At 47.6% G+C, this 22,371-nt stretch carries 27 protein-coding genes; 1 reads left to right on the forward strand and 26 read right to left on the reverse strand.

Annotation, left to right across the window (positions count from 1 at the left end; translation table 11 throughout):
- The first annotated feature begins 108 nt into the window (after positions 1-108).
- Positions 109-474 (forward strand): cupredoxin domain-containing protein, encoded by a 366-nt coding sequence (locus GQS10_RS13490; RefSeq protein WP_166243017.1) that lies wholly within the window; start codon positions 109-111, stop codon positions 472-474.
- Positions 475-732: 258 nt separating this feature from the next.
- Here GQS10_RS13490 and GQS10_RS13495 read toward each other — a convergent pair whose 3' ends face one another.
- The 26 genes from GQS10_RS13495 to GQS10_RS13615 all read right to left on the reverse strand — a co-directional run bounded on the left by GQS10_RS13495 (position 733) and on the right by GQS10_RS13615 (position 21,844).
- Complete coding sequence (locus GQS10_RS13495; protein ID WP_166243019.1) at positions 733-1,278, reverse strand: hypothetical protein; 546 nt, start codon at positions 1,276-1,278, stop codon at positions 733-735.
- A 95-nt stretch (positions 1,279-1,373) separates the two neighbouring features.
- Positions 1,374-1,724, reverse strand: a complete 351-nt coding sequence (locus tag GQS10_RS13500) for an avidin-fold protein (RefSeq protein ID WP_166243021.1) — start codon at positions 1,722-1,724, stop codon at positions 1,374-1,376.
- Between the two features lie 214 nt (positions 1,725-1,938).
- Complete coding sequence (locus GQS10_RS23165; protein WP_243735149.1) at positions 1,939-2,034, reverse strand: putative holin-like toxin; 96 nt, start codon at positions 2,032-2,034, stop codon at positions 1,939-1,941.
- Between the two features lie 134 nt (positions 2,035-2,168).
- Positions 2,169-2,312 carry a hypothetical protein gene (locus tag GQS10_RS13505; RefSeq protein WP_166243022.1) on the reverse strand — a complete coding sequence of 48 codons (144 nt, stop codon included), beginning with the start codon at positions 2,310-2,312 and terminating at the stop codon, positions 2,169-2,171.
- 122 nt (positions 2,313-2,434) lie between these two features.
- On the reverse strand, positions 2,435-4,420 hold the full coding sequence (locus tag GQS10_RS13510; protein ID WP_166243024.1) for a GDSL-type esterase/lipase family protein: 1,986 nt from the start codon (positions 4,418-4,420) through the stop codon (positions 2,435-2,437).
- A gap of 100 nt (positions 4,421-4,520) precedes the next feature.
- Complete coding sequence (locus tag GQS10_RS13515; protein WP_243735150.1) at positions 4,521-6,059, reverse strand: extracellular solute-binding protein; 1,539 nt, start codon at positions 6,057-6,059, stop codon at positions 4,521-4,523.
- Positions 6,060-6,444: 385 nt separating this feature from the next.
- Complete coding sequence (locus GQS10_RS23670; protein ID WP_166243026.1) at positions 6,445-7,311, reverse strand: helix-turn-helix domain-containing protein; 867 nt, start codon at positions 7,309-7,311, stop codon at positions 6,445-6,447.
- 158 nt (positions 7,312-7,469) lie between these two features.
- Positions 7,470-7,874 carry a VOC family protein gene (locus GQS10_RS13525; protein ID WP_166243028.1) on the reverse strand — a complete coding sequence of 135 codons (405 nt, stop codon included), beginning with the start codon at positions 7,872-7,874 and terminating at the stop codon, positions 7,470-7,472.
- 6 nt (positions 7,875-7,880) lie between these two features.
- On the reverse strand, positions 7,881-8,423 hold the full coding sequence (locus GQS10_RS13530) for a histidine phosphatase family protein (RefSeq protein ID WP_166243030.1): 543 nt from the start codon (positions 8,421-8,423) through the stop codon (positions 7,881-7,883).
- Positions 8,424-8,448: 25 nt separating this feature from the next.
- Positions 8,449-9,108, reverse strand: a complete 660-nt coding sequence (locus GQS10_RS13535; RefSeq protein WP_166243032.1) for an ElyC/SanA/YdcF family protein — start codon at positions 9,106-9,108, stop codon at positions 8,449-8,451.
- Positions 9,109-9,264: 156 nt separating this feature from the next.
- Entirely contained in the window at positions 9,265-9,630 is a 366-nt protein-coding gene (locus tag GQS10_RS13540; protein WP_166243034.1) for a hypothetical protein, read from the reverse strand.
- A gap of 100 nt (positions 9,631-9,730) precedes the next feature.
- Positions 9,731-10,123: a zinc ribbon domain-containing protein gene (locus GQS10_RS23790; RefSeq protein WP_166243036.1), complete on the reverse strand. Its 393-nt coding sequence runs from the start codon at positions 10,121-10,123 to the stop codon at positions 9,731-9,733.
- A 180-nt stretch (positions 10,124-10,303) separates the two neighbouring features.
- Complete coding sequence (locus GQS10_RS13550; RefSeq protein WP_166243038.1) at positions 10,304-10,876, reverse strand: NUDIX hydrolase; 573 nt, start codon at positions 10,874-10,876, stop codon at positions 10,304-10,306.
- A gap of 90 nt (positions 10,877-10,966) precedes the next feature.
- On the reverse strand, positions 10,967-11,659 hold the full coding sequence (locus GQS10_RS13555; RefSeq protein ID WP_166243040.1) for a hypothetical protein: 693 nt from the start codon (positions 11,657-11,659) through the stop codon (positions 10,967-10,969).
- A gap of 66 nt (positions 11,660-11,725) precedes the next feature.
- Complete coding sequence (locus GQS10_RS13560) at positions 11,726-12,241, reverse strand: GNAT family N-acetyltransferase (RefSeq protein ID WP_166243042.1); 516 nt, start codon at positions 12,239-12,241, stop codon at positions 11,726-11,728.
- Positions 12,238-13,011, reverse strand: coding sequence for a class I SAM-dependent methyltransferase (locus GQS10_RS13565; RefSeq protein WP_166243044.1), 774 nt, complete (start codon positions 13,009-13,011; stop codon positions 12,238-12,240). The genes GQS10_RS13560 and GQS10_RS13565 overlap by 4 nt, the downstream gene beginning before the upstream one ends.
- An 86-nt stretch (positions 13,012-13,097) precedes the next feature.
- Positions 13,098-13,739 (reverse strand): methyltransferase domain-containing protein, encoded by a 642-nt coding sequence (locus tag GQS10_RS13570; protein WP_166243046.1) that lies wholly within the window; start codon positions 13,737-13,739, stop codon positions 13,098-13,100.
- Positions 13,740-13,779: 40 nt separating this feature from the next.
- Entirely contained in the window at positions 13,780-14,136 is a 357-nt protein-coding gene (locus tag GQS10_RS13575) for a DUF962 domain-containing protein (protein ID WP_166243048.1), read from the reverse strand.
- A complete protein-coding gene (locus tag GQS10_RS13580) occupies positions 14,133-14,585 on the reverse strand; it encodes an NUDIX hydrolase (protein ID WP_166243050.1) in 453 nt (150 codons plus the stop codon). Before GQS10_RS13580 ends, GQS10_RS13575 begins: the two co-directional genes overlap by 4 nt.
- A 58-nt stretch (positions 14,586-14,643) precedes the next feature.
- A complete protein-coding gene (locus GQS10_RS13585; protein WP_166243052.1) occupies positions 14,644-15,099 on the reverse strand; it encodes a GNAT family N-acetyltransferase in 456 nt (151 codons plus the stop codon).
- A gap of 102 nt (positions 15,100-15,201) precedes the next feature.
- On the reverse strand, positions 15,202-15,609 hold the full coding sequence (locus GQS10_RS13590; RefSeq protein ID WP_166243054.1) for a hypothetical protein: 408 nt from the start codon (positions 15,607-15,609) through the stop codon (positions 15,202-15,204).
- 85 nt (positions 15,610-15,694) lie between these two features.
- The gene (locus GQS10_RS13595; protein WP_166243056.1) at positions 15,695-15,835 is read right to left on the reverse strand and encodes a hypothetical protein; all 141 of its coding nucleotides are present in this window, start codon (positions 15,833-15,835) and stop codon (positions 15,695-15,697) included.
- 54 nt (positions 15,836-15,889) lie between these two features.
- A complete protein-coding gene (locus GQS10_RS13600; protein ID WP_166243058.1) occupies positions 15,890-16,348 on the reverse strand; it encodes a GNAT family N-acetyltransferase in 459 nt (152 codons plus the stop codon).
- Positions 16,349-16,458: 110 nt separating this feature from the next.
- On the reverse strand, positions 16,459-17,265 hold the full coding sequence (locus GQS10_RS13605) for a hypothetical protein (protein WP_166243060.1): 807 nt from the start codon (positions 17,263-17,265) through the stop codon (positions 16,459-16,461).
- 35 nt (positions 17,266-17,300) lie between these two features.
- Positions 17,301-17,867 (reverse strand): hypothetical protein, encoded by a 567-nt coding sequence (locus GQS10_RS13610; RefSeq protein ID WP_166243062.1) that lies wholly within the window; start codon positions 17,865-17,867, stop codon positions 17,301-17,303.
- Positions 17,868-18,061: 194 nt separating this feature from the next.
- Positions 18,062-21,844: an OmpL47-type beta-barrel domain-containing protein gene (locus tag GQS10_RS13615; RefSeq protein WP_341805069.1), complete on the reverse strand. Its 3,783-nt coding sequence runs from the start codon at positions 21,842-21,844 to the stop codon at positions 18,062-18,064.
- Positions 21,845-22,371 lie beyond the last annotated feature (527 nt).

Raw genomic sequence — 22,371 nt, forward strand, 5'->3', positions numbered from 1 at the left:
GAGACAAATATTTTGATTATTCTCCATCACTTCTCCACAACTAGCTGGTATTGTTTTCCACAGGTTCGTCAGGAATTCTTGTAAACTATTTTCGGAGGAGTGTGCAAAATGTTCATGAAAAAAGCCAAAACGTTGATTCTGCCTGCTATGCTGATGCTATTGTTTTCGCTGCTTGCCGGTTGCTCCAGCGAGCCTGCCAAGCCGATTGATATCGTCATTACGGCCAAAGACATGATGTTTACGCCGGACCGCATTACCGTCGATAAGGGAAGCTCTATCAAGCTGACCTTCCGCAACCAAGAAGGTGTGGTTAACGATTTAATGATGAAAGGAACCGATGTCATGATACAAGATGTGGGGCCGAATCAGGAGAAATCAACCACATTTACCGCTGACCGCGCGGGGACCTTTACGATCATGACCTCCGCCCCAGGCATGGAGAATATGACAGCGGATTTTATTGTCAAAGAGTAAGACCTTCAGACACAAAAAACGGGGGCTCCCCTGAGCCCCCTCTTAATCGCGAACTTGTATTATTCGTCATCCACATCCATCAAAACAACTTCAAAAATCGTCGTTTCATTACTTTCGAATGGCTTCTCGCTGCAGATGGTTTATCCAGCCAAGTGGTGTTAAAACAAAAGGTTTCAGCAACCCCACCTGTGTCAACAGCTGACTCCATGCAAAATTCTTGAATGACGTTTTAAACCTTGGGTCACCGCTGGTCGCCGATTAACTGCTCTCCCATACTTCATGTAAATCTGCTTTTATGAAGTCGGGAATCGCTTGCTCCCTTATCAACCGTTGCAGCAACTCACGATTTGGCGCCGCACCGCCGGACTTCAAGTATTTCAATAGCAAATCCGCCTTCGCCTTTCTCTGCATTAAAGAATAAGCGACAAACCACAGTTCAGGGCTGGAGAGCCGAACTCCATTCCAGCTTCTGGAATCGACCAAAGGGACGCGAAAAATACCTGTTTCGGTATGTAATGCAAATCCACCGATCAAATCCACATTAATATCCGGAATACAGATTCGGTATTGACTCGCAAACGGAGGGTCACCACTGTGTTCCTCTATCCAAGGAAACGCTTCAATGCTGCGAAGCAGGTGATCCTTGGGACAGTCAACCAGCACATCCCAATCATTCACCTGATCCGTTAGCTTCATCGAATAAAGCAGGGCGCTCCCGCCAAGGTTGTAGCTGATCTTGTTTTTCTCTAGCGATTCGATAAGTGGTATTAGTCTTTTGATATTGGGTGTCATGAAATCATCCAACTTTACGGTCGATTTTTTTACTTTCCGAATTCAATAAAATCCCGGTCATCTTCCAGCATCCGGAGCCCTATTCAAGGCATGAGCCACCTCAGCCTCTAATCGATTACTTCCTCGATCACGGAAAATCCTTTAGAACGGTCTTTACACGTCCATTCCCATTCCTCATGCATTCTTAGGCGGCCATCAGGCAAAACCTCCGGCTTCGATTTGCAAATTCCCGTCATCCGCTCAAGAGATTCGTTAATATGATGGTATCTCATATCCAATCCGCCCTCATCGTCAACAACCGCTACCAGATGCCCGACGATAATGCCGCCTCCGGAATAGTCCGCCCATACGACTTGATCCTTCTGATAATAACGGAAAATCGTTTGTTGATTGACCTCGCCATTCGCTGTGTTATTGATCGTTTTGAATATTCTTCCGTCATAATGAATTGTGCTCATGTTTACACTCTCCCTTATTATTTCAACAGCACCGGTCGGTGTTGACTTGATCTCGTTATTCGCGGGTTTCATTTCAATTTGTCTTATGATATGATTTGAAGTAATGAAGCCGAGTGCTGCGAACACCCGGCTGTACAATTGGCTTGGATGGGGTTCCCTTCCAGGTCGTAAACCTAAAGAACCCACCTTCGGCCGTTAACCTTGGGGTGGGTTTTTACTTTCTCTTGAAGTTATTCCCAATGAACGTTAAAAGAGCAACGACAAAGGTTGCAAATCCGATCATGATGAGAATTGCGTCTTTAACTTCCATGGCCTCACCTCCTTTCGAAGGGAAACCATGCCCACCCAAGATTCAATTGTACTTGTCTATTATAACACTGCCTATCACACAAAAACAGAACATTTGTTCCTATTTATTCGGTTACTCATCGATCCCAATAAACGTTAAGATTTCTCGTTCCCCTGCTTTGGCGCCTGATCCTCCACGGGTTCACCGCATGCGCACTTTGTCGAATGGATGCATCCGCTAAGAAGAAGCGCGGTAATCAAGAGCAGCGACAAGGTTTTTATACGAAAACCTTTTATCATAGAAAGCCCCTCCTCATCTCCTTTTCTTATTCTATCACCAATGACAATTTCAGGAAAACAACAAAAGGATACAACGTCTCTTTCAACGCTGTATCCTCTAAAACGACATGGACCTGCTTAGCTTATTGTAATGTGCTTACATCGTTATTTATCCCTACCGGCTGAGCAAGCACCCACATAAAATATAACGCCTTTGCCGCCTTTGCCCGGGTTACGATCAGCTTCGGTTCAAGCTCCGTACCATTCATCATTTTCCCTCTCACAATGCCCTTCTCTGAACGGAAAAGTCCGAGTTCATAAGCTGCCTTTACTTTATCCGCCAATTGCGGATCAATCTCAGCGGTGTCCGTGAGGCGATCGTATGAAACCATAGTATCATAGCCTGTCGCGGCAGCGCCCGTATCCAAATTTGGGTCATAGCCCGCATCACCGGGCTTCACCGTTTTCCCATTATAATCCGTCATATACTTAGGCTTATTCTCGAATCTAGCCATATAAGCGTCGTACAAGATTGCTCCCATTACCTCGCGCGAAAGCTCCTTCGCCCGTTCATAACCCGCACAAACCGCACTCAGCGAATGCCCAAGCACTTTGCCGAGAGCATCCATAAACTCGCCTGCCATCATCGGCCTGCTTGGTTCGAAGCTTCCATTCTCACCGCACTGCATAACGCCCAGCTGCCGCAGCTTTTCAATCTGGTTGCGGTAGTAGGAGCCTTGCCCGGTAAGCGTGTCTGTGGTCATTTCCGGGTAAATGCCCGACCAGTCACCGCTTTCCACAGCTTCCAGCACCTCGTCCTTCAAGAAGGCCGCAATTTCTCCTGCAACACGGTCTCCGGCACCGCCGAGACGGACAAGCTCGGCTACAACGAGCCGGGCAAACTGCTTGGAAAGCGCCTCTTTATAATGCGTACCGTCAATCTTATTGGACGGATGCCCGTTGGCGTAGCTGCCGTCATTCGTTTTCCCCGGAGTCTCACCGGCTTCGATAGACATAAAGAGCGCTGTCGTTGCCTCAACGCCAATTTCATTGTAATACTCCACGCTGCGCGCGTTTAAATCGACCACAGGGATGCCGAGCTCGGCGCCAACCTTCCGCATAATCTCGGGAAAACGCCGGTTCACAAAGGAATCCGTGTATACATGGCCCGGCTGTGCAGCCCCGAGAACTCTCGACATCGGTGTCACTAAAACCGGGAGCATCCCCCTGGCACGGACGGCAGGAATATAGACCTCTCTGATATAAGTTTCATAGGAGGACTCGATAGAGCCGCGGCCAAAACGCCAATGTTCATCCGCTCTCTCGTCATTGTGGCCGAACTGGATAAGCACATAATCGCCGACATTGCCGCTTAATACAAGATCGTTAAACCGCCCTTCTGTGTAGGCATTCTTAAACGAACGGCCGCCCATGGAATAATTTACAATCCGCACTTTCTTCGGATCAAACAGCCGATCAATGACCTGTCCCCATCCGCTCATCGGCGCTTCTTCAAAAATATAAGACTTCACAGTCGAATCTCCCAGCAAAAACACCGTCGGTAACTCCGTGGACTCGCGCGGCTCCAAGGCGATCGGCTCCAGCACAATTTCTTGTATACCGACAGGGGTACCTACATGCTTCGGCTCAATCTCGATTTCAATAAACGATCTTCCATTTGCGAAAGCAAACGTCCACTCATTCCCGTTTGCTTCGGCGTAATGCTTTACAGGAACTAGCTTCGCGGCATCCCAATGTCCACCCTGCACCAGCTTTGTGCCCTGCATCGCGGAAACCGACACTGTTGTGTCCGCTGCATTGGAGGTTGTTTTTACATAGATCCGGTAAGCTCCAGGCTCCGCTTGCAGCCGAAATGCCATACCAAAGTGATTATAATGATCCTGCTCTAGGCCCTGCTCCGCAAAAAAAGAAGACTCCTGTATCGTAAACCCCGAACCGTTCGCTTGAATCTGCTCGACATGAACCTCCCGAGCGGGAATCGCGCAGGTTTCCATTACAAATCCATAGCCTGTGGATGCTTGGTAAAGAGGAGCTCCTTGCTCCGGCTCGAAAGGAACCGAAACATACCCTTCCTTCGGCTCATCGGTAAAGTTATATTTGTATTTCATCTATCTTTTTCCTCTCCGAATTGTTTTTTCTTTCTAGTATAACGGCCGCTTATCGGCCTAACAACTCAAAGACCCGGCCTAAGGCCAGGTCTTTAGGTCGTTACTTAAACTTCGCATGCTGCTCGTTATACTCTTCAATTACCTTGTCGCCGCCCTCCGACTTCCACTTTTCAACTGCGGCTTGGAAGCCTGATTCGTCCATTTTGCCCAAAATATATTGGTACGTCGCGTCTGTGATGATTTGCTGGAGCTGCAGCCCCTTATGGTCCTCGGTTGGCGAGCTGTACGCCGAAGCCGGGTTATTGATCAAAATATTGTTGTTATCGGCCATTGCGGCGTTGGTCTTCTCCTGCAGCGGGTCGTCTACATACGCCTTCAAGCCGTCGATGGTCTCTTCGCCGCCGATCCGCAGGCTGAGCAGCGGTCTTACCTCGCGGTCTTTAATCGCAACATTTTCGGCATCCCGGTAGCCTTTGGCCTTGCCGTCAACAAGATCGTAATGCTTCCCTTCGATGCCATGCGTGAGCAGATTGTAAATTTCCGGGCTCATCACGTGGTTAAAATACGCCAAAATTCTTTTTAGCTCGGCTTCGTCCTTCACCGCAGATTTCGGGAACAGCACCATGTTGCCATAGCCCGGCACCGACCATACGCCTTCCTTGCCATCCGGCCCTGTAATGCGGTTAACCACAGCCAGCTCTACATTCGGGTTCGTCTTGCGCATATCCCTTTGGTATCCCGGAGCGGCACAAAGGCAGCCTACATATACACCAGCCTTACCGGATTTAAACAGCGCTTCGTGATCGGATTTGCTCGTTACCGGGAAATCGCGGTTAATGAGTCCTTCCGACGAAAGCTTTTTGAAGAAATTCATCGTATCGATATACTGCGGGAACATAAACTCCGGCTGAAGCTTACCATCCTTCTCTCCCCAGTAGTTCGGGGTTCCAAAGTAAGAGCTGATCGTCTTAAACGCTCCGTATACAAGATCGCTCCGGTCGCCCACGCCAATAGTATTGTCCTGTCCGTCGCCGTCCGGATCCTTTTCTTTAAACGCTTTCATCATTTGGTATAAATCCTCGGTTGTTTTCGGTTCCGGCAAGCCGAGCTTATCCGCCCAATCCTTCCGATAAATGACACCCTGGCGCGATAATGGCGTCGATTGATACAGTCCGTAAATCTTACCGTCAATCGCACTATTCTTTAGGACGACCGGATCGAGATTGCTCAAATAAGGATAATCCTTGAGGTAAGGTCCGATTTCCCAAAACTGACCGTCACGAAGCGAGCTTTTGAATTTATTGTAGATCGCCACATTCCCGACAAATACTGCTTGCGGCAGGGTTTCAGTAGCCATTCCGGCGTTTACCTTTTCCTCATATACCCCTTGAGGGACCCAGTTGACTTTGAGATTGGTGTTCGTTTTCTTCTCGATCTCGCTAATAACAGGACCGCTTGGAATATCTGGAGTATGCAGCACCGCCATAATCGTTAAGTCCAGCGGCTTATTCGCGTCTGCTTCCTGTGTACCGGAGCCGGTTTGCGTACTCTCCGGAGTCGAGCAGGCCACACTGCTAGCCAGCAACCCGACCGTTCCCATCGCAGCCAGCAAACGTTTTGTTTTTGTCATCATCGCCATTCCTATTACCCCCTAAGCAAAGTACGGACATGTTTGATGGGTGAAAATGTGCGCAGAAAGACGCCCCAGAAGCTCTTACCTCTTCCCGAAACAGGCTAAGCCTAGCTTCAGATAAAAGATCGATGACTCGACTCCCAAGTTTCCTTCTTCTTATAAAACACTCCACACGAATGCGATGCTAAGCGTTCCTTCTGGGCACATCCTCCTCACCTTTACTTAGCTGGAAGGCATTTTTGATAGCGCTTCCAACCTCTGCGAATATCGTACCACAGGATTGTAACCGCTTTCGATGATTAGAATTGCGAAAAAAGCAATTGTTTGCTATTTCCGCACATACAAAATTGCCTTTTTCTTAAAAGTTATCTATTTCCGCACTTCCAACGCCCTATTTGTTCTTTTCCAAAAATTCACTTGAGTATCTCAGCGTAACGTCGTCCATTCCTTCCGTCATTTTTTTATACTGGAGCGGAGACATCTGCGTGATTTGCTTAAACGTTTTGTTAAAATGCGTTTTGTTGATATATCCGACCCGCTGGGACACATCCTCGATTTTCAACTGCTCCTCACGAAGCAGCCGCTGCGCCTCGCGAATACGAAGCGAATTCAAATACTCCGGGAATGAAAACCCTGTATATTTTCGAAATAACCGTCCCACATACGATGGCGATAAAAAGAAATCCTTTGAGATTTGATTCAGCGTAAGCTGCTCTTTGTAATGCTCGTTGCAGTAGCGAATGATTTCGTGAATGGATTTTCCCGCTGCCGAGAGCGTCTCTTGATCCGGCTTATCCGGTATCTTTCGTATGACAAATAAAAGCAGCTGATTGAGCAAGGAGCGGAAAAACAAGCTTCTCCCCTTCTTCTGCGGATCCGAGTACTCACTTATCATTTGCAGGAATAAATTTTCTGCGAACGCCTGCTCCTGCAAATTCAGCTCAAAAACTTTCGGTGGAGCTGTAAAAGGCAGCAGCAGGTCCGGCTGCTCTTGAAGCGAAGGCTCTACAAACGAATCGGAGAAATAAATCAAAAAACGTTCATGCTCCGGACGGCTGGCCATCATCGTTTTATGCAGCGCATTCTTATTAACAAACACCAAGGAACCTTTTTGGATAGGGAAGCACTGATCTTCGATATAATAATTCCGTTCTCCGGAAAGCAAATAGTACACTTCATAATAGTCATGGTAGTGAACCTTTGGGAAATTAAACGGCGTGCTAATTTTTGAAATCGAAACTTCAAACTCACCCTTCACAAACGTCCCTCCTCACCGAATGTCGGGTGCACTTGGCACCTAACCTTTTTTCTAGTCTCATAAGTTCTGCATGAATCTCCTCGTTCCTTCTTTAGAAAGGAAAAAGGCAGCCGAGTCGGCCACCCTCATTTCAATCCTATTGTAGTCCCTACCTGTCATTAGAAGCTGCAAACTCCGATCAAGTGACCATTGAGATCGTAGAAGTCAAAGCCTTGCATTTTGCCAAAATCATTGATGGCGCTTACCTCGACCTCATTTGCTGAAAGAAACGCATGTGTTTGACTAATATCTTTTGTATACAGATTAATTACCGGATGCTTCCGATCTTGATAGCTGAAATGTAACGGCTGGAAATCACTCGTTTGAACGAGCGTCACCATGGCCTGTCCAAGCTTCGTATTGGCCTGCCCTTCTTCCGGATGTACGCTGTTTACATTTAGCGCCGCGTAATCCCCATGAATCCACATCAGCTTACAACCGATTTTCTTCGTGTACCATTCCACGGATGCTTCCAGCTCACGTACAGGGATGAAATTACAATCGATTCTTGCAAAAAGCTCCATTCTTTCTTATCTCCCTTCTATCGTATATTCATGAACACTGCATAAATCAACCTGACCCGGACCATACCCCTTTAGAATCGCGATGACCATTCCATGACAAACGACGATTACATTTTCGTAGGTTAGGTATCTCTCCAGCACGGCTTTTGTCCGGTCCAGCACCGATTGCTTCGTCTCCCACAGTCTCGTCTCGCCTTGCGGGTATATGCCGTCGTTTTTATAAAAGTCGCGATGCAGGGCTTGAATGTCCTCGTAACTCTCCTTTTGAAAAGAGTCCGGCACCCACTCATGCAGATCAAACTCCACCTGTAAGGGCAGACCTAATCTGCGGTTAAGAATCGCTGCCGTTTGCAAAGATCTTGTAAACGGTGAAGATACAATGAGGTCACAAACCGAGAATAGCTGTTGATGGCTCGCCCCTGCTTCTTCGGCTTGAGCAATCCCGCGCTGGGTTAAAGGTACATAATCCCGCATTGGCCCCTGAAGCTTTCTCGCATTTTTTAAGTCCCAATCCGGTTCTCCATGTCGAATGAGATAAAAGGTGGTCATGAAAAGTCCCCCTGTAAGGCTTCACTTAATTTTCAAGCATCGATAGCCGCAGGGCAGTGTTGATTACGGCAAAATATTCCCGCAGCATATAGTTGATTCTAACCAGAGCCGGTGTTGGACTGGAAAGGCCAAGGGTTGTGAAGCCATGAGCCTTGGATATCATCTTGGAACGAAACATGTGGAAGTCACTCGTGACAAGAAGTATGGAAGGTGCCTGAATGCCCTTTTCCGATAAGATAACCTTGGAAAATGCCAAATTTTCCTCCGTACTTGTCGATCGGTCTTCCATCGTGATTCTCTCACTATCTAGTCCCTTGCGGAGCAAATACTCTTTCATGGCAGCGGCCTCCGTTCTCGTCTCTCCCGGCCCCTGACCTCCTGATAGAAGAACGGGGACATTCGGGTTGCTCTGAAGATACGAAAGGCTCGTGTCCAGCCGATGCTTTAACGTATTCGATACTTGGTCTCCGCGCAGTCCGGCACCGAGAACAATGACATAATCAACCTTTTGCCGGTCGCCCTCAGCGCAGTCATATTCGGAAATGACGAGAAATTCAATCATGAGGAAGCTGACAAGAAAAAGCATACCGCCCGCAACCACAATCCGTTTCAAAACGGGCACCTTATCCCAAGGGATTCTCCTCATCAGCAGTAAAAATGCGCCCAGTGTACACCAAAAAATCACCGCAAAGCTCGGTCCAAAGCTAAAAAACAAAATTATGCAAATAAGGACGAAGACCAGCTCCGCTCGCTTTCCTACCAACCCATTCACGGTTTCACCTTTTCGCTGATTTATACTTTTGAAGCCATTCCTTGCCGGTGGACCAGCCTTAGACACCTGTTATTTCCAGCTCCTAAAAAACTTCAATATTTCGAAGGATTGAAACATCGCATGACGGTTCATCACATTTAGATAGATCGGCTTTAGCCAGGGATCGAGGTTCATGAGCAATAAAGTAGCAGCGATAATCAGGGCAGCCATTGTCCAAGAAACTCGGGTTTTTCGAATCAACCAAATATTTCCGAGCACCCATACGGTCAGCACAAGAACAGGTCCGCCTATGAGAAGCGCTGCGGGGATGTAACCTTCCAAACACCAGTACATCAACCTTGACCCGTAAAACCAGATGAGCATCATCAATATATTAAAAGGAACGAAGATGAGAGTTTTACGCAGATAAATCCCCCTTACTTGATCAATATACATATCATCTGGTCAGATCGTCGGCTCAGAAGGTAAACGCACATTCGTGCTTTTACTTTTCCCGGCTTCCTTCCATGTGAGTAGGTCAACCCCATCATATTCATTAACCACCGAACAAAATATCCAGCACCGTGCCAAGCTTGCCGCTCTTCTTTCCTGCTAGGATGTCCGGATTGTATACCTCGACATAGCCGCAATAATAACAGGACACGAATAAAAAGTGATTATGCTGGAAATCAAACAGCTTGCTGATGCCCGTGCCTGTCATGGCAACCTCTTTCACTTCGCACTCGGAATGACCGCATTTTACGCATTTGAAACGTTCTTTCAAAATTTGATCGATGCTTTTATCTATGTAAGGGCTTTCGTCTTCGTTATCATGAAAGCTTTCGAATATTACATTGCCCCTAGCATCAAGCAGCACCTCATGGTTGCATTCCGGGCAAACATCATTATGAATTTCTACCTTCTTCGTGCACCATGGACATTCGATCATACAACCACTCCTTTTCAACAGGTACGACTCCAATAGGCAAAGCAATAGATTTACCTTATTGTACTACATGGCAACCAATCTAGGAACGATTTGGAAGTAGATTCTCACGCCGCTATATAAACAAAAAAATCATTTCGCTGCTCTTAACCTTTCGTTAAGCAGTAAAATGATTTATGTATCCTATATTTTTTGCTTCGCTGCTTCAAGCTGAAATCCCCGCGTCTCCAAATACTGTGCGATATACTCTTCACGAAGCCGTTCACTTTCCTCAATCATCGGATCAAGCTTCGAGCTATGCTGTGCAATCAACCGATTGCCTATGTACACGCTGTGATAGTGATAACAACCCAAATCATACAGAACCTTTTCCAGACAGCCTGGGATATTGGAGGCTACTCCAGTATTCTCTTGATGCAAGATCCATTCGGCTTCCTTCCAATCCAAAATGCCCTCAACCGTTCTTCTCGGTGTGGGATAGCATACAACGTCCGAAAGCTCCGCTAAATATAAATAAAGGCCGCCAAAGCCCTCACCTTCCGGTGTTGACCACGTTATGATTCCTTTAAAAATGGCATCGGGAAGATCAAGTCCCGTTTCCTCACGTATTTCTCGCAGCATCGAAGCTTTTGGCGACTCCCCATCCTCGAGCTTTCCTCCCACTCCGTTCCAGCTGCCCATCCAGGGAGGATTTTCACGGTTCAGCAGTAAAACCTTCGTGTCTTGTCTAATTAACCCTAAGGTATATTTCATCATTTCGCTGCCTCTCCTCATCCCCGATTTCTATCTATTTCAATAGTAAAGTTATGCCAACCGCCAACACCATTATGCTTCTTCGAGGTCGATTTACTCCCAGATTACAATCCTCTCTTCATCACCCTGCACAAAATGAACGCCTCCGGCAGCCGTAGATCCGCTAGAATTCCTTTTTCCAAAAAGCAGCTGCAGCGGCTGTGCCGTGTAATTCAGTGTATAACGATGGCTAGAACGCGGCGGGAGCAGCACCTCCTGATGCTCGATCTTAAGCTTAGATAAGCCAATGTATTTATGAAACTCGTCCTGCAGCAAGGGCTTCACGCCTACCTGCATTGGACTTGAACCGTAATTCATAAGCTGAAGCTCACACCGTATATTGACCTCTTCTTTCCCAGTATTAAAATTACATTGACTATCCTTCGCCGAATAATCAAGTGTGGGTAGGCCGGATCGATTCACATTCAGTGCGAGCGTTGACCAATAGCTAAGCGTCGGAAAAGCAAAAATAAGTATGACACAGCTTAACACAGCCCTTCGGCCTATTTTGGGGTACCGCCCCCTGCAGTAATCCATGAAGAGCTTTCCGCTTACCACCAGCAGCAGAACGCCGAACACAATCGGGTAATGGATTCCTTCGCCGGGACTCTTACTCCACGGAGGAATGCCAATCGACTTAAAAACAAAATCACCAAAGTACATGCCACGATGATCCACCACTAACATGAGCAAGGATAAGCAGAACAGCAGAAAATAGCCAATCCCTTTGTTCCATCTCCATTTCAACTTTATTCCCCCTCGCCATTACATAACTCTTGTAAACAACGTACCTTCCTCTTTGCGAAATCCTGCTTATGTAAAAAAAGTCTCAGGATACTGCAGCTCTCCGTTTACCTTCTCCAGTTCACCAGCCGCAAGCTCACAAACCATAAACACTTCGTCCGGTACCTTGAATTGGAGCAGCTCAAACTGGAATGCTCTAGCAGGCTTAAAGCCAAAGCGCGGATAATAGCTTGGATGGCCGATCAAGAAAACAAGCCCCGCTCCAAGCTCACGGCATCGGCTTAAACCTTCTTCCACCAGCATACTGCCAATTTTTCGCTTCTGCTGATCTGGGATCACTGCAATAGGTGCAAGCACAATGACCTTATGCGCAAGGTCATTCTCTACCACGACGGCCTCACTCAGCAGGATATGCCCTACAACCCGTCCGTCCTGCTCCGCAACGATTGAGAGCTCCGGCACGAAATGGGACGAAGCCCGAATTCGCTCTACTAATGTAGATTCGTCTTCCCGTCCCCCAAAAGCATGATAATGAATAGAGTAAACCGCCTCGTAGTCCTTTTTTTCTTCGGTTCGTATGATCATCTGTACTCGTATTCCCCCTTTCCTTTAAATGCGGTGATCAAATAACGCTTCGAGTTCGTTCGGATCCCCTTCTCATCTCGATTCACATTTACATAATCACGCAAATACTGAAAGTCACAATCCTGTTCGCCAAAATGCGGGATAATCGGGGTATGCTTCAGCAGAAAGATCAGATCCTCCACCGACGGATAGTACTCCACCGCATTGTATTCTTGAACCTCAATGCGGGCGAAGCCAGCGGCATGCAGCGCTTCTACATAGGCCGCTCGCTGAGCTCCATCTTTTACCCCGAAAGACTGACCGCGTTGAAACGCCATTTTCAAATCAAATTTATCGTGTTCACTTACCTGCTGCGTGACGAAAATTCCATTCTCCCCAAGGACGCGGTATACCTCATGCGGGTGAAAAGGAGCGTGCCTGCACGACACGATGTCAAAACTTCCGTCCAGAAACAGCAGCTCCGCGGAATCCATTTGGCAAAATCGAAACGGCACGCCCCCGTGTAGAGAAGCAAGCTCCTGCGCCTTCTTTATCATTTCAACTGATCGGTCGATTCCTACAACGTGCCGGAAATTCCGGCAGTTCTCGAGCAGCAGCTCCCCGCCCCCAGAACCGATATCCAATAAACGCGGCCGTTCAGTTGAATAACTCGCCACCAGCGGATAGAAATCCCACAACGCTCCTTCTACATGAACCTTCAGAGAACGAAAGTCCCAACCATTTTCCCTGCCGATCCGCTCATAAAAGTCCTTTTCATCAAAATCGGTCATGATATCCCTTCTTCCCCTTGCCCAGCGCGAGAATCCTTTTCGGACCAACTCGCAAATGGTTCTCCCATGATCGGGGCGCGGGACCCCTATATTCCAGACGCACGCTTCGGCCTTAAAGCAATCTCCCACAATACCTTTTTATTTTCGTACCGATCGAGCTCGTACTCTTCCATATGCACAAACTCCCACATTTCATTCGTAAAAAAGCGTTGGATTTCGTCCCGATTAAAAAATCTTCTAAAAATCCCTTCATTTTCGAAAAGGTAGCTATCCGTGCTTTCTTTTACTTCCCCTACGTTACCCATTTCGTGAATGGAGTTTAAGCGGCAGAGCAGCAACCCGCTTTCTGTAAGCACCCGATGAATGTCTTGAATGACTTGAATCGTCGTTTGCGCGTCAAAATAGTGAAGACTTAAGTCCGCAATCAGCACCTTAACCGATTGATCCTCAAACGGCAGACCCTTCGTCATATCAAAACAATACGTGACGCACTCCGGCAAAACGCTTTTTAACCGGTGTAACGCTTCTTCGGAAATATCGCATGCAAGCGGCTGCATTCCCTTTTCTACCAAATAAACGCTATTGTTACCCAGCCCGCAGCCGAGATCAACAATCGCACCGCTACCTGCAGCGAGCTGCTCCGCATATTTATCCAGCCACAAATCGTATCTCGGAAACAGCTCAGGTCTTTGAAACATAGCGTTCCAATATTCTTTCAGACTTTTCACGTTCGCGCGCCATCCTTTATGTCGAAATAAAAAGCTACCTTCAAGGGGCCCTCCTCGTATCCTGCATAATCAGCTTATGCAGTACGCTTTTACCGCTGACCAGCTCAAAGCTTCGAATAAAAAACCATAGAAACCCCGCATAAAATCCGACCCAGGGGTACCGAAAAGACGCCGGCTTGTTGCCCTCGAAGCAGAAGTGTCCGACCCACGAAAAGAGATAATGCAGCACAGCCAATACCAAGGTTGCCCAAATATTCACAAACAAAAAGATCCAACCAAGGAACGCAAATAAAAAGGCAAAATAATGCAATATTTGATTCCAATGATTTTGATGGGCGTTCACGTAATACGTTACATCTCTTCGTACCGTCTGCGTAAGCTTCGGCCAAGGCGTCATGTCTGAATATACCCAGTTTTTCGAAGTAAGAGCTCCGAAAAAGGGTTGAGATTTGCAATTGGCTTGTCTAAGGGAAAATAAGCGAGCTCCAAGCCCTCATCGTCCTGGATTGTCGGTTCTCCCGTGACCCCCGTCGCTTCATAAACCGCCAAAACGTTATAAACCTCGTCCCCGTGCGGGTACTTAAAGTACATCTCTTTTCCGGACAAAACGGTGACGAACGTGAACTTCTCTGCCGTCAATCCCGCTTCCTCAAGTAATTCCCTAGCGGCGGCTTCCTCTAAAGATTCACCCAGCTCCAGCGCTCCGCCAATCGTGCCCCAGTCCTTGGTATCGGTTCGTTTTTGCAGCAAAATATGCCCTGCATCGTTTTTCACTATGACACAGGCACCTGCCATAATTAGGGGCCGGGAGCCCACCATTTTACGCAAATCCATAATGTATCCCATGTTTTCGCCTACTCTCACATTTCGTAATGAACTTCATAAGGACGATCGTACTCTTGCTTCACGTCAGCACCTTTTCCATACAGAAAAATGGAAGTGTCCTCCTAGGAAAATGAACCTGACCTCGCAGCTCGTATCCTAGCTTGCGGTAAAACGAAACCGCTCTATCATTTCCGCTATATACATCTAAACGGATGGAATTGTAGTGCTCTCGAATGCAAGAGGCATGGGCAAATTCCATCAATTCCAACGCAATTCCTTTCCCCTGGTGCTCTGGCCTTACCGATAACCGATGAATGATGGCATACTTGTCGTTCGCATCGTTCCAATCGATGGATCGATAGGGTTCTGGCTCTAGCTGATCCATGGTTACAACACCTGCAATATCGCCATGAACTTTCAAGATATAAATCGTATGGTGCTGGAGATCCTCCTGAATCACTTCTCGATTCGGATAAATTTCGTCCCATTGATGGATGCCTTGAGCCTCTAGCTCCAATCTGCATTGCTGAAACATGGAGTATATCGACTCCACATCGTGTTCACCAGGCCTTGTGATGACGATAAGAATCCCCCCTGCTATTAAATGAAGTCAGTTTTGGGGTTTCGCGGCTCGATCTTACTGTATCGAATAGTGATACAAAAACATTCCGGAATATCGGACGTGAAATCCGTTCTTTATCTTTTCATACTCACTTGGATCAATACCAAAAGAAAAATCGGAGCCCGGTCCAATCCCGATTTGTCCAATTCGGATATCATTGCCCTCAAGATCCGTTAGCTGAAAATCCTTATACGAGCCTACCGTGGTAAAGGTCCCGTCATCATTAATGACCATATTGTACAGCAGTGTTCCCTCGCTGTAATTCATGTCACGGAATGTCGTATGAAAGCTAAAATAGATGTCGTTCTGTTCGACCACGTAGCGATCCCGGTCCAAAATATTTTGCACAATTCTACGGTCACCGAAGCGATCTTGAACGTATTCGTAGCTCAGATAGCCTCCAATGATGAGCAATACTACCAAGAAGGTCCTCATTACGTGTCTTTTTTTCATTGTTTCGATCCTTTCCGAAGACCCGCAGCGCTTGCCTTCTTAGCGTTGTTTCAGTTTAATCGTCCACCCAAAACTTATAATTCAACCCGTTGACGTTTGCGAGATAAATATAAGTAGAAATGCCGGAGACGGCACTAACAATCAAGGATTTGATAATCGACTGGTTTAACCCCAGCTGAAGAAGAAAGCACATCATAAGAAAGGTAACGACAAAAAAAATGCCTCAAGGATGGCCATAATATACAGAACCTTAGATTTCGATACGTTGACCTCCTTCGCATAAATGACGTTCAGACAAACTTTTGCTCATCGTATACCAGCGGTCCCTCTTACAGGGGTACTCGTGTTCCTGGATGAGAACATAGTTCAGCTTCGTATAGTAGTTGACGTTCTCCGGCAGTGACTGTCGCACTTCCAGCCTCACTTGAGCAAGACCTTTCGTTCGAGCCGTATCCTCCAAATAAGCAACGATCCTTCGGCCGATCCCTCTTCCTCTCCAAGCTGGCAAAACGGAAATCCGACCGATATACAGATAATCCTCTTCCACATAATACTGGGCCGAACCAACAGGCTCCGACTCCGCCCAAACCAAAACAGCACCGCCACGACCCTGAATTTTTTGCCGAATCGCGTCCACCGTTTCCGTGATCGCCCCGCTAGGAGGGATCAGCTTATCCTTGTACTCTATGAATGACTCAAACATAATCATTCTTACTAACTCCAGCTCATTGTCTTTGGCTTCACAAATCAGCATCCCGGCAACTCTGCACTCCTTATCATTTACAGGTGTAATGTCATCTTTTATGCATGATTCCTTGATTATTTAGCTAGACTTTCCTCATTGATTTTCGGAAAATTTGCATCCTGGATATGGAAATCCCGTAATGGTGCGAGGTCATGTTTTCCCAGATTGCCTTTGATTTGCTTCGTTTTTCCCTGCTCATCCGTTCTTTGCAGGATATAATCTCCTGTCAACAGGTTATAGTCCTCTTCATCCGCATTCTCTTGAATGGCATTCCCTGTATAATAGGAGCCCGTCGTCACCCCAATCAAATACCAATCGTTATCCTGGTATCGAAACCGATAATCGTTATACCATCTCCAATTACTGCCCCCATAATGGCTGACCACAATGGAGCCTCGATTTATCGTAATGCCCTCAAACGGATCTCCCCATATTCCGCCCTCATCTGCTTTTAAAATGACATGGTCTGCAAGGATCGAAAGTGAATACGAATGGTCCTTCTCGCCAAATGCAATAAGGAGCGAGCGGGCCGGGGCTTCCTCATTTGGACTTTTCGTCTGCTCTAGGACGACCGCAGCATCCAGAATGCCGTCTTGGTTTATATCCCCTTCAGCTTTGACAGGTACATCCTTCTGTATCTCTAGGATTCGCCAGCCTTCCGGAATAAGAGAAACGAATGGATCTTCCGGTTGTTGAATCTTCCTGTCCTGCGGAGCGGGAGCATCCCCGGCTTTCGCCTCCTTCCGCACCTGTTCAGGCTCTTGTATGGAGGGCGTTGGCGTTGGTACCGGAGCAGGCTCAGGACTTGGTGAATCATTACACCCAGCGAGCATCCCGCTTACCGCAGAAACAAACATACAAACGAATAACAGCTTTTTCATAAAATCTCCTTAGATGATGAAGTTTTGAAGTATTATCACTTTTCCTGGAATTTTAATTTCGTCCTTAGGAGAATCCCCGCCAATAGAAAATATAAGAGTCCGACATTACCGAATAAAACCTCTGACTCCCCGGTGGAAAAGAAATAAAATCCCACGAAAAGGCTGGCTACCGGAAGGGCATAGAACAAGCTCGTTTCATAAATCGCTCTGAATACGTCCTTCAGCCGTATGAGGTGATAAACGAACAAGAAAAGCATAAGCAAAAAAATAAAGATCGGATTTAATAAAGCGATTCCTCTATTCACTGCAAAAAAATAAGCGAAATCAAGGTTAATGTAGCCCGATGCAATCAAATACGTAATCGGTGCTGCTCCGGTCACAAAACCAATCCCATACATTACACGCAAGCTATTGCAAAATCTTTGCAGTAACTTTTCCATTTCTAATATCAACGTATAAATCAAAACAAAAATAAAGGATAGAAATAATCCAGCCAATAAATAAAGGTAGTTAGGTTCTGTACGAATAAACAACATCGGTCCAAGCCATGCAGCGGCCGAACAAATGAAAATGATCATTAGCTGAATTTTGAAATGATTCAACGCGATTGCTCCTTTATATCATTTTGCTTACACTCCTCCAACTATTGTACATGATTCCATCCATTCAAGGAACGATTTGGAAGAGCGGAACGAGAAAAAGAGGACGCAGCGAATGCATCCTCCTTCAAATTCAATTCTACTAAAAACCGTAACCCAGCAGGGTTAACGCCCAGCCATCAAAAAGTTTCTTCTGCTTATTCCTTGATCTGATCAATCAAGAACCCAAGGTCAGACAGCAAATGCTGCGCAAACGTTTGATCAATATGCTTCCCGCTTTGGGCGGTAACTTCGTGTTCCAACGCAATGAGGGCATTTCTGGCCTGCTCTTCGCGATTGGCGTTTTGCACCTGCTTCACCTTCGCCCGCAAGCTATTGTATACGCCGTGATTCGAGATCCATCCGTTGTCGGAGGCCATTTGCAGCGCCTTATCCAGGTGAGCGCGGTCCATCGTTACATGCAGCACCGACTCGTAAACCGTAACGTTTCCGGCATGGTCTTGAGCGGTAATGACAATGCGATGATCACCTATCGATAACGTGTACGGATTCACGGTCAGCGGCAGCTCTGCGGCTCCCCCATTTAATGAGGCCTCCACCTTCGCAACACCACTTAACGAATCCGTGATTTGGAATGGCAGGGACAGAGAGTCCGAACGGTAAACCGTTGTGGTCACGGTTGGCACCACATTGGGTCCAGTAACATCCACCTGAATCTCAATCTGTTGGATGGACTCTTCATTTCCTGCCGCGTCCACACTGTAATAGCGGAGGGTATGGAGTCCTTCTTCATGAATCGTCACTTCATTTCCAGAAACAAACGGTTCATCGTTTACACTATAGTAGGTGGCGCCAACCACTCCTTCGGCATCGACAGCTGTTAGTATAATAACCTGCGCTGCATTCTGCCAACCGGTTTTCGCGTTTGTGGTCGTTACAGGAGGAGTAACGTCCTTGGGTGTTTCCAGCGTTTTTACCTTCACGACATTGGACGCTTCCGATTCGCCGCTGGCGTTTTGCGCTTTAATATAGTAAGTGTATTCGATTCCCGGTTCTACGGAACGATCATAGAAGGTATCCACCTTGGCGTATCCTACCATCACGACCGGGCTGCCTTCCGACTCCCGATAAATATTGTACTGAGCGGCACCGCCATGCGAAGTCCAAAGCAGTCCGACAAAGTCTTCCCCTTTAGCTCCTACCGTCAGATTGGACGGCGTAGCAGGCAGCGGCATCGCCAAGGCAAGCTCATCAGACGGTACCGACTCGCCCATCTCGTTGGCGGCTGTAACGCGGTAGCTGTAGCCATTCCGACTCACGCTTACGCTATCGTCTACGTAGGAAGGTGCTGTAGCGCTGCCCACTCGCACAAAGTCATTTGCGCTTTCATTGGCCGCTCTTCGATAAATATTGTAGGATTCCGCTGCTTCAACCGGATTCCAATGGAATGAAAAATTCGATGTGGTTACTTCATCCGCTGTTAAGCCTGCAGGCTTTTGCGGGATCGCCACCGGCGGCTTGGTTGTAGCACTGACCGTGTCAGACATTGCCGTTTCACCGCCAATTCCAGTCGCCGTAATTCGGTAATAATAGGCTGTCGCTGGGGTAACGGTAAGATCGTTATAGTCTGCATATAAAGAGTGGGCAATTTTCGTAAAAGGACCATCCTGCGACGGTGCCCGGTAAATGCTATAGTACATCGCACCTTCGACAGGTCCCCACTCGAGTCCGACGGAAATACTGTTAACGGATGTAACGGATACTTTAGCCGGTACGCTAGGCTTCGACTGTGAAGGGTCAAACGTAGACACCGAGACTGATGTAGAATGCGGTGATTCCCCTCCGGCGTTGACAGCGGATACCTTATAATCATAGACCATTCCCTGCTCTGCACCCGTGTCCGTATATCCTTCCGTCCCTGCACTTGCAATCACGCGGAACCGGTGATCCAGCATGGAGGCGCGATAAACCAAGTACCGTTCTGCACCATCAACGGCAGACCATTGCAAAGCTACGACATTATCCTCTGTTTGCGCAGCTGTCACCTCAGCCGGGCCCGCTGCAGGAGGAGCCGCTTCTGGACTTGCAGGCTTCACAATAACAAAGTAATTCATCCGAGAGGTGCTGCCATTCGGACCCATCTGAACGAAAGATCCCGCAGCGAAATTCTTCTTATAAAGCTTAAACTGAACCGGCTGGCTGTCCTCGATGACCAAACCGGTGTCCTCATACGCCCTAAGCCATGCAGGCAGCGTCGTGATCCGTGAATCATGCCCCACATACACTTCAGTATCCGCCGTTATATAGAAGGAGACCAAGTCGTCGGTCGAGGAACTTCTCGAGCCCACGGCCGAACGAATCCATTCCATCCCCTTTACTTCATCAGGTACGGTGACAAATCGATAGCCATTGCTTCCGGTCATGCGATCCCCGGCGACAAAGTCTCCCGGCTGAAGATTTTGCTGAATCGAATAATTCGCCGCGTTCGTACTGCCGCTTCCGCTGTTATCGTGAATCACTACATTACGCAGGAGCTCCCCATCCAAAATCGGCGCCGGCGTAGGGTCTGGTTCCGGTTCCGGTGTCGGCTGCACCGGTGGAATGAAAGGAGATCCCGCCCATGGCAGCGGCGACATCGGATAGATCGCTGGAAATCCGGGTGCGGCCAGCTCATTTAAGTAGTCCTCCAAATGCGTGTACCCGTCGCCATTGCTGTCGCCGTTCCGGTCCTCCGGATTGGAAGGGTCCAGCCCCTTCGCCGTTTCCCACGCATCCGGCATTCCGTCCCGGTCGCTGTCTGCTGCAGCAGTTCCCTTCGGCAGCTGCGGAAATCCTCCCGCATCGTCCTCGTGACCGATGATGACACCCGTTTGATAACGAACACTATCCGTTACGCGCTGATCGACGGCGTCCCGATATAAAGAAGCGCCCGCGTAATCCAGCACATACTCATAAGCGGCTTCCGGCTCCTGGGTATGTACCGGCGGATATTCAAAGCGCTCCGGTACAATCAGGCTGGGACGCTCGGCTTCCATCATCCCGATTCCCGTATCGCTGCCGTCCAGCACACCGTTTTTATTGCTGTCGATCCGGTTGTTATCCAAGTAGAGGCTGTAATTTTCATTCCCGCGGACAACGGCATATTGAGGGTCGGCCGAGTTTAATCCCGCAACAAAATAGTTGCCGACCACGTTTCCGTAGCCCTTCGTTCCAGATTCTCCCCCTGCCACATAAGGGTAACCGCCCCAGTTGTAAACGATATTGTTGACAAAATCGATCTGGCCCTTGGTCTTCGGGTTACGGTCATTGTTATGGGCATACAAATTGTGATGCATTGTGATCGTGTTCATCTCAATTAAGCCGCCCATCGAGTGCGTGAGCAGTCCTTCCGAAATGATCGACCATTGTACGGTAATGTTTTTGGATTTCGGGTCTTCGTAGTTCTTACTTTTAATGGACAAGACTTCATCGGTGCCCCATGAAAAAGAGGAATGGTCTATGATTACATTTTGGCAGTCTTCAAAATACATCGTATCGTCCTGGAACGACTGCCTTCCCAAACGGAAGGTCATGTACCGGATGATGATGTCGCTGCAATTAATAAAACGGATGTTATTCCCGCGGATCGTTACTCCGCCGCCAGGCGCCGTTTGCCCTGCAATCGTAATCTTTGACTTATTGCGAAGCACAATCTGTGGAATGGTAATCTCACCGGAAATATCAAAGACGATCGTACGAGGTGTGGAGCCGGCTGTTGTAAGCGCGTCGTGGAAGGTTCCCGGACCCTTAAGCTCATAGCTTGTGACATGATATACCTCTCCCCCTCGTCCGCCTACGGCGGCATAACCGAACCCTTCGGCTCCCGGAAACGCAGGCAGCGCATCATAGCCCGCTTTTACGGTAGAAACCGGCAGCTGGAACAAGGACAAAACCATCACAACAGACAAAAGGAACGTCAACAGCTTCTTCAAACGCTGCACCTCCACAAATCTAAATTTTTCAACCCTTCAAACTGCACGGCAAGCAACGAAAACCGTAAACGCTTTCAAAACCTCGGGTACCAAACGCCCCTCTCCTTGATCTCCTCAATCACCTCCTTTGTTCGATGTTACCGCCATCTTACTCCCGCTGGAACTCACTGGCAATCAATCGATCCTACACACAATGTGCAAAAATTGGATGCGGATACTAACGCGCTGTGCACAAAAACTGTGCTTAAAAATCACATATTTGTTGATGTCCTGTAACAATTGTGCCCCGGCCTTGCCCTCCTAGCAAAAAAAGCCAACCGGCTTCGGTTGACTGCGAGCATAATTTAATGGGGTCAAAAATTCGGTACATGCTTATCGTAACATGGTAGTGGAGCTCCCTTGCCGAAACTCTTGATTCCGGACTACCAACCGGTTTTTACCACTAACATAAATGGTCAGAAAGAACTTGTTTTCAAAAAAGGGATATGAAGACGCAGAGAAGATGGTGACTAGATAATAAAAAATAAATAGACGTC

Source organism: Paenibacillus turpanensis (genome assembly GCF_011421635.1).
Classification (GTDB): domain Bacteria; phylum Bacillota; class Bacilli; order Paenibacillales; family YIM-B00363; genus Paenibacillus_AK; species Paenibacillus_AK turpanensis.

Excerpts from the sequence above, each read along its gene's own strand:
- GQS10_RS13575 (WP_166243048.1), bottom strand. The coding sequence starts at position 14,136 with ATGACGCCTTGGCCGAAGCTTACGCAGACGGTACGAAGAGATGTAACG.
- GQS10_RS13540 (WP_166243034.1), bottom strand. The coding sequence starts at position 9,630 with ATGTATATTGATCAAGTAAGGGGGATTTATCTGCGTAAAACTCTCATC.
- GQS10_RS13515 (WP_243735150.1), bottom strand. The coding sequence starts at position 6,059 with ATGGCGATGATGACAAAAACAAAACGTTTGCTGGCTGCGATGGGAACG.
- GQS10_RS13500 (WP_166243021.1), bottom strand. The coding sequence starts at position 1,724 with ATGAGCACAATTCATTATGACGGAAGAATATTCAAAACGATCAATAAC.
- GQS10_RS13510 (WP_166243024.1), bottom strand. The coding sequence starts at position 4,420 with ATGAAATACAAATATAACTTTACCGATGAGCCGAAGGAAGGGTATGTT.
- GQS10_RS13490 (WP_166243017.1), top strand. The coding sequence starts at position 109 with ATGTTCATGAAAAAAGCCAAAACGTTGATTCTGCCTGCTATGCTGATG.
- GQS10_RS13580 (WP_166243050.1), bottom strand. The coding sequence starts at position 14,585 with ATGGGATACATTATGGATTTGCGTAAAATGGTGGGCTCCCGGCCCCTA.
- GQS10_RS13525 (WP_166243028.1), bottom strand. The coding sequence starts at position 7,874 with ATGGAGCTTTTTGCAAGAATCGATTGTAATTTCATCCCTGTACGTGAG.
- GQS10_RS13560 (WP_166243042.1), bottom strand. The coding sequence starts at position 12,241 with ATGATCATACGAACCGAAGAAAAAAAGGACTACGAGGCGGTTTACTCT.
- GQS10_RS23790 (WP_166243036.1), bottom strand. The coding sequence starts at position 10,123 with ATGATCGAATGTCCATGGTGCACGAAGAAGGTAGAAATTCATAATGAT.
- GQS10_RS13600 (WP_166243058.1), bottom strand. The coding sequence starts at position 16,348 with ATGATTATGTTTGAGTCATTCATAGAGTACAAGGATAAGCTGATCCCT.
- GQS10_RS23165 (WP_243735149.1), bottom strand. The coding sequence starts at position 2,034 with ATGGAAGTTAAAGACGCAATTCTCATCATGATCGGATTTGCAACCTTT.
- GQS10_RS13565 (WP_166243044.1), bottom strand. The coding sequence starts at position 13,011 with ATGACCGATTTTGATGAAAAGGACTTTTATGAGCGGATCGGCAGGGAA.
- GQS10_RS13550 (WP_166243038.1), bottom strand. The coding sequence starts at position 10,876 with ATGATGAAATATACCTTAGGGTTAATTAGACAAGACACGAAGGTTTTA.
- GQS10_RS13530 (WP_166243030.1), bottom strand. The coding sequence starts at position 8,423 with ATGACCACCTTTTATCTCATTCGACATGGAGAACCGGATTGGGACTTA.
- GQS10_RS13595 (WP_166243056.1), bottom strand. The coding sequence starts at position 15,835 with ATGATGTGCTTTCTTCTTCAGCTGGGGTTAAACCAGTCGATTATCAAA.
- GQS10_RS13585 (WP_166243052.1), bottom strand. The coding sequence starts at position 15,099 with ATGTTTCAGCAATGCAGATTGGAGCTAGAGGCTCAAGGCATCCATCAA.
- GQS10_RS13605 (WP_166243060.1), bottom strand. The coding sequence starts at position 17,265 with ATGAAAAAGCTGTTATTCGTTTGTATGTTTGTTTCTGCGGTAAGCGGG.
- GQS10_RS13505 (WP_166243022.1), bottom strand. The coding sequence starts at position 2,312 with ATGATAAAAGGTTTTCGTATAAAAACCTTGTCGCTGCTCTTGATTACC.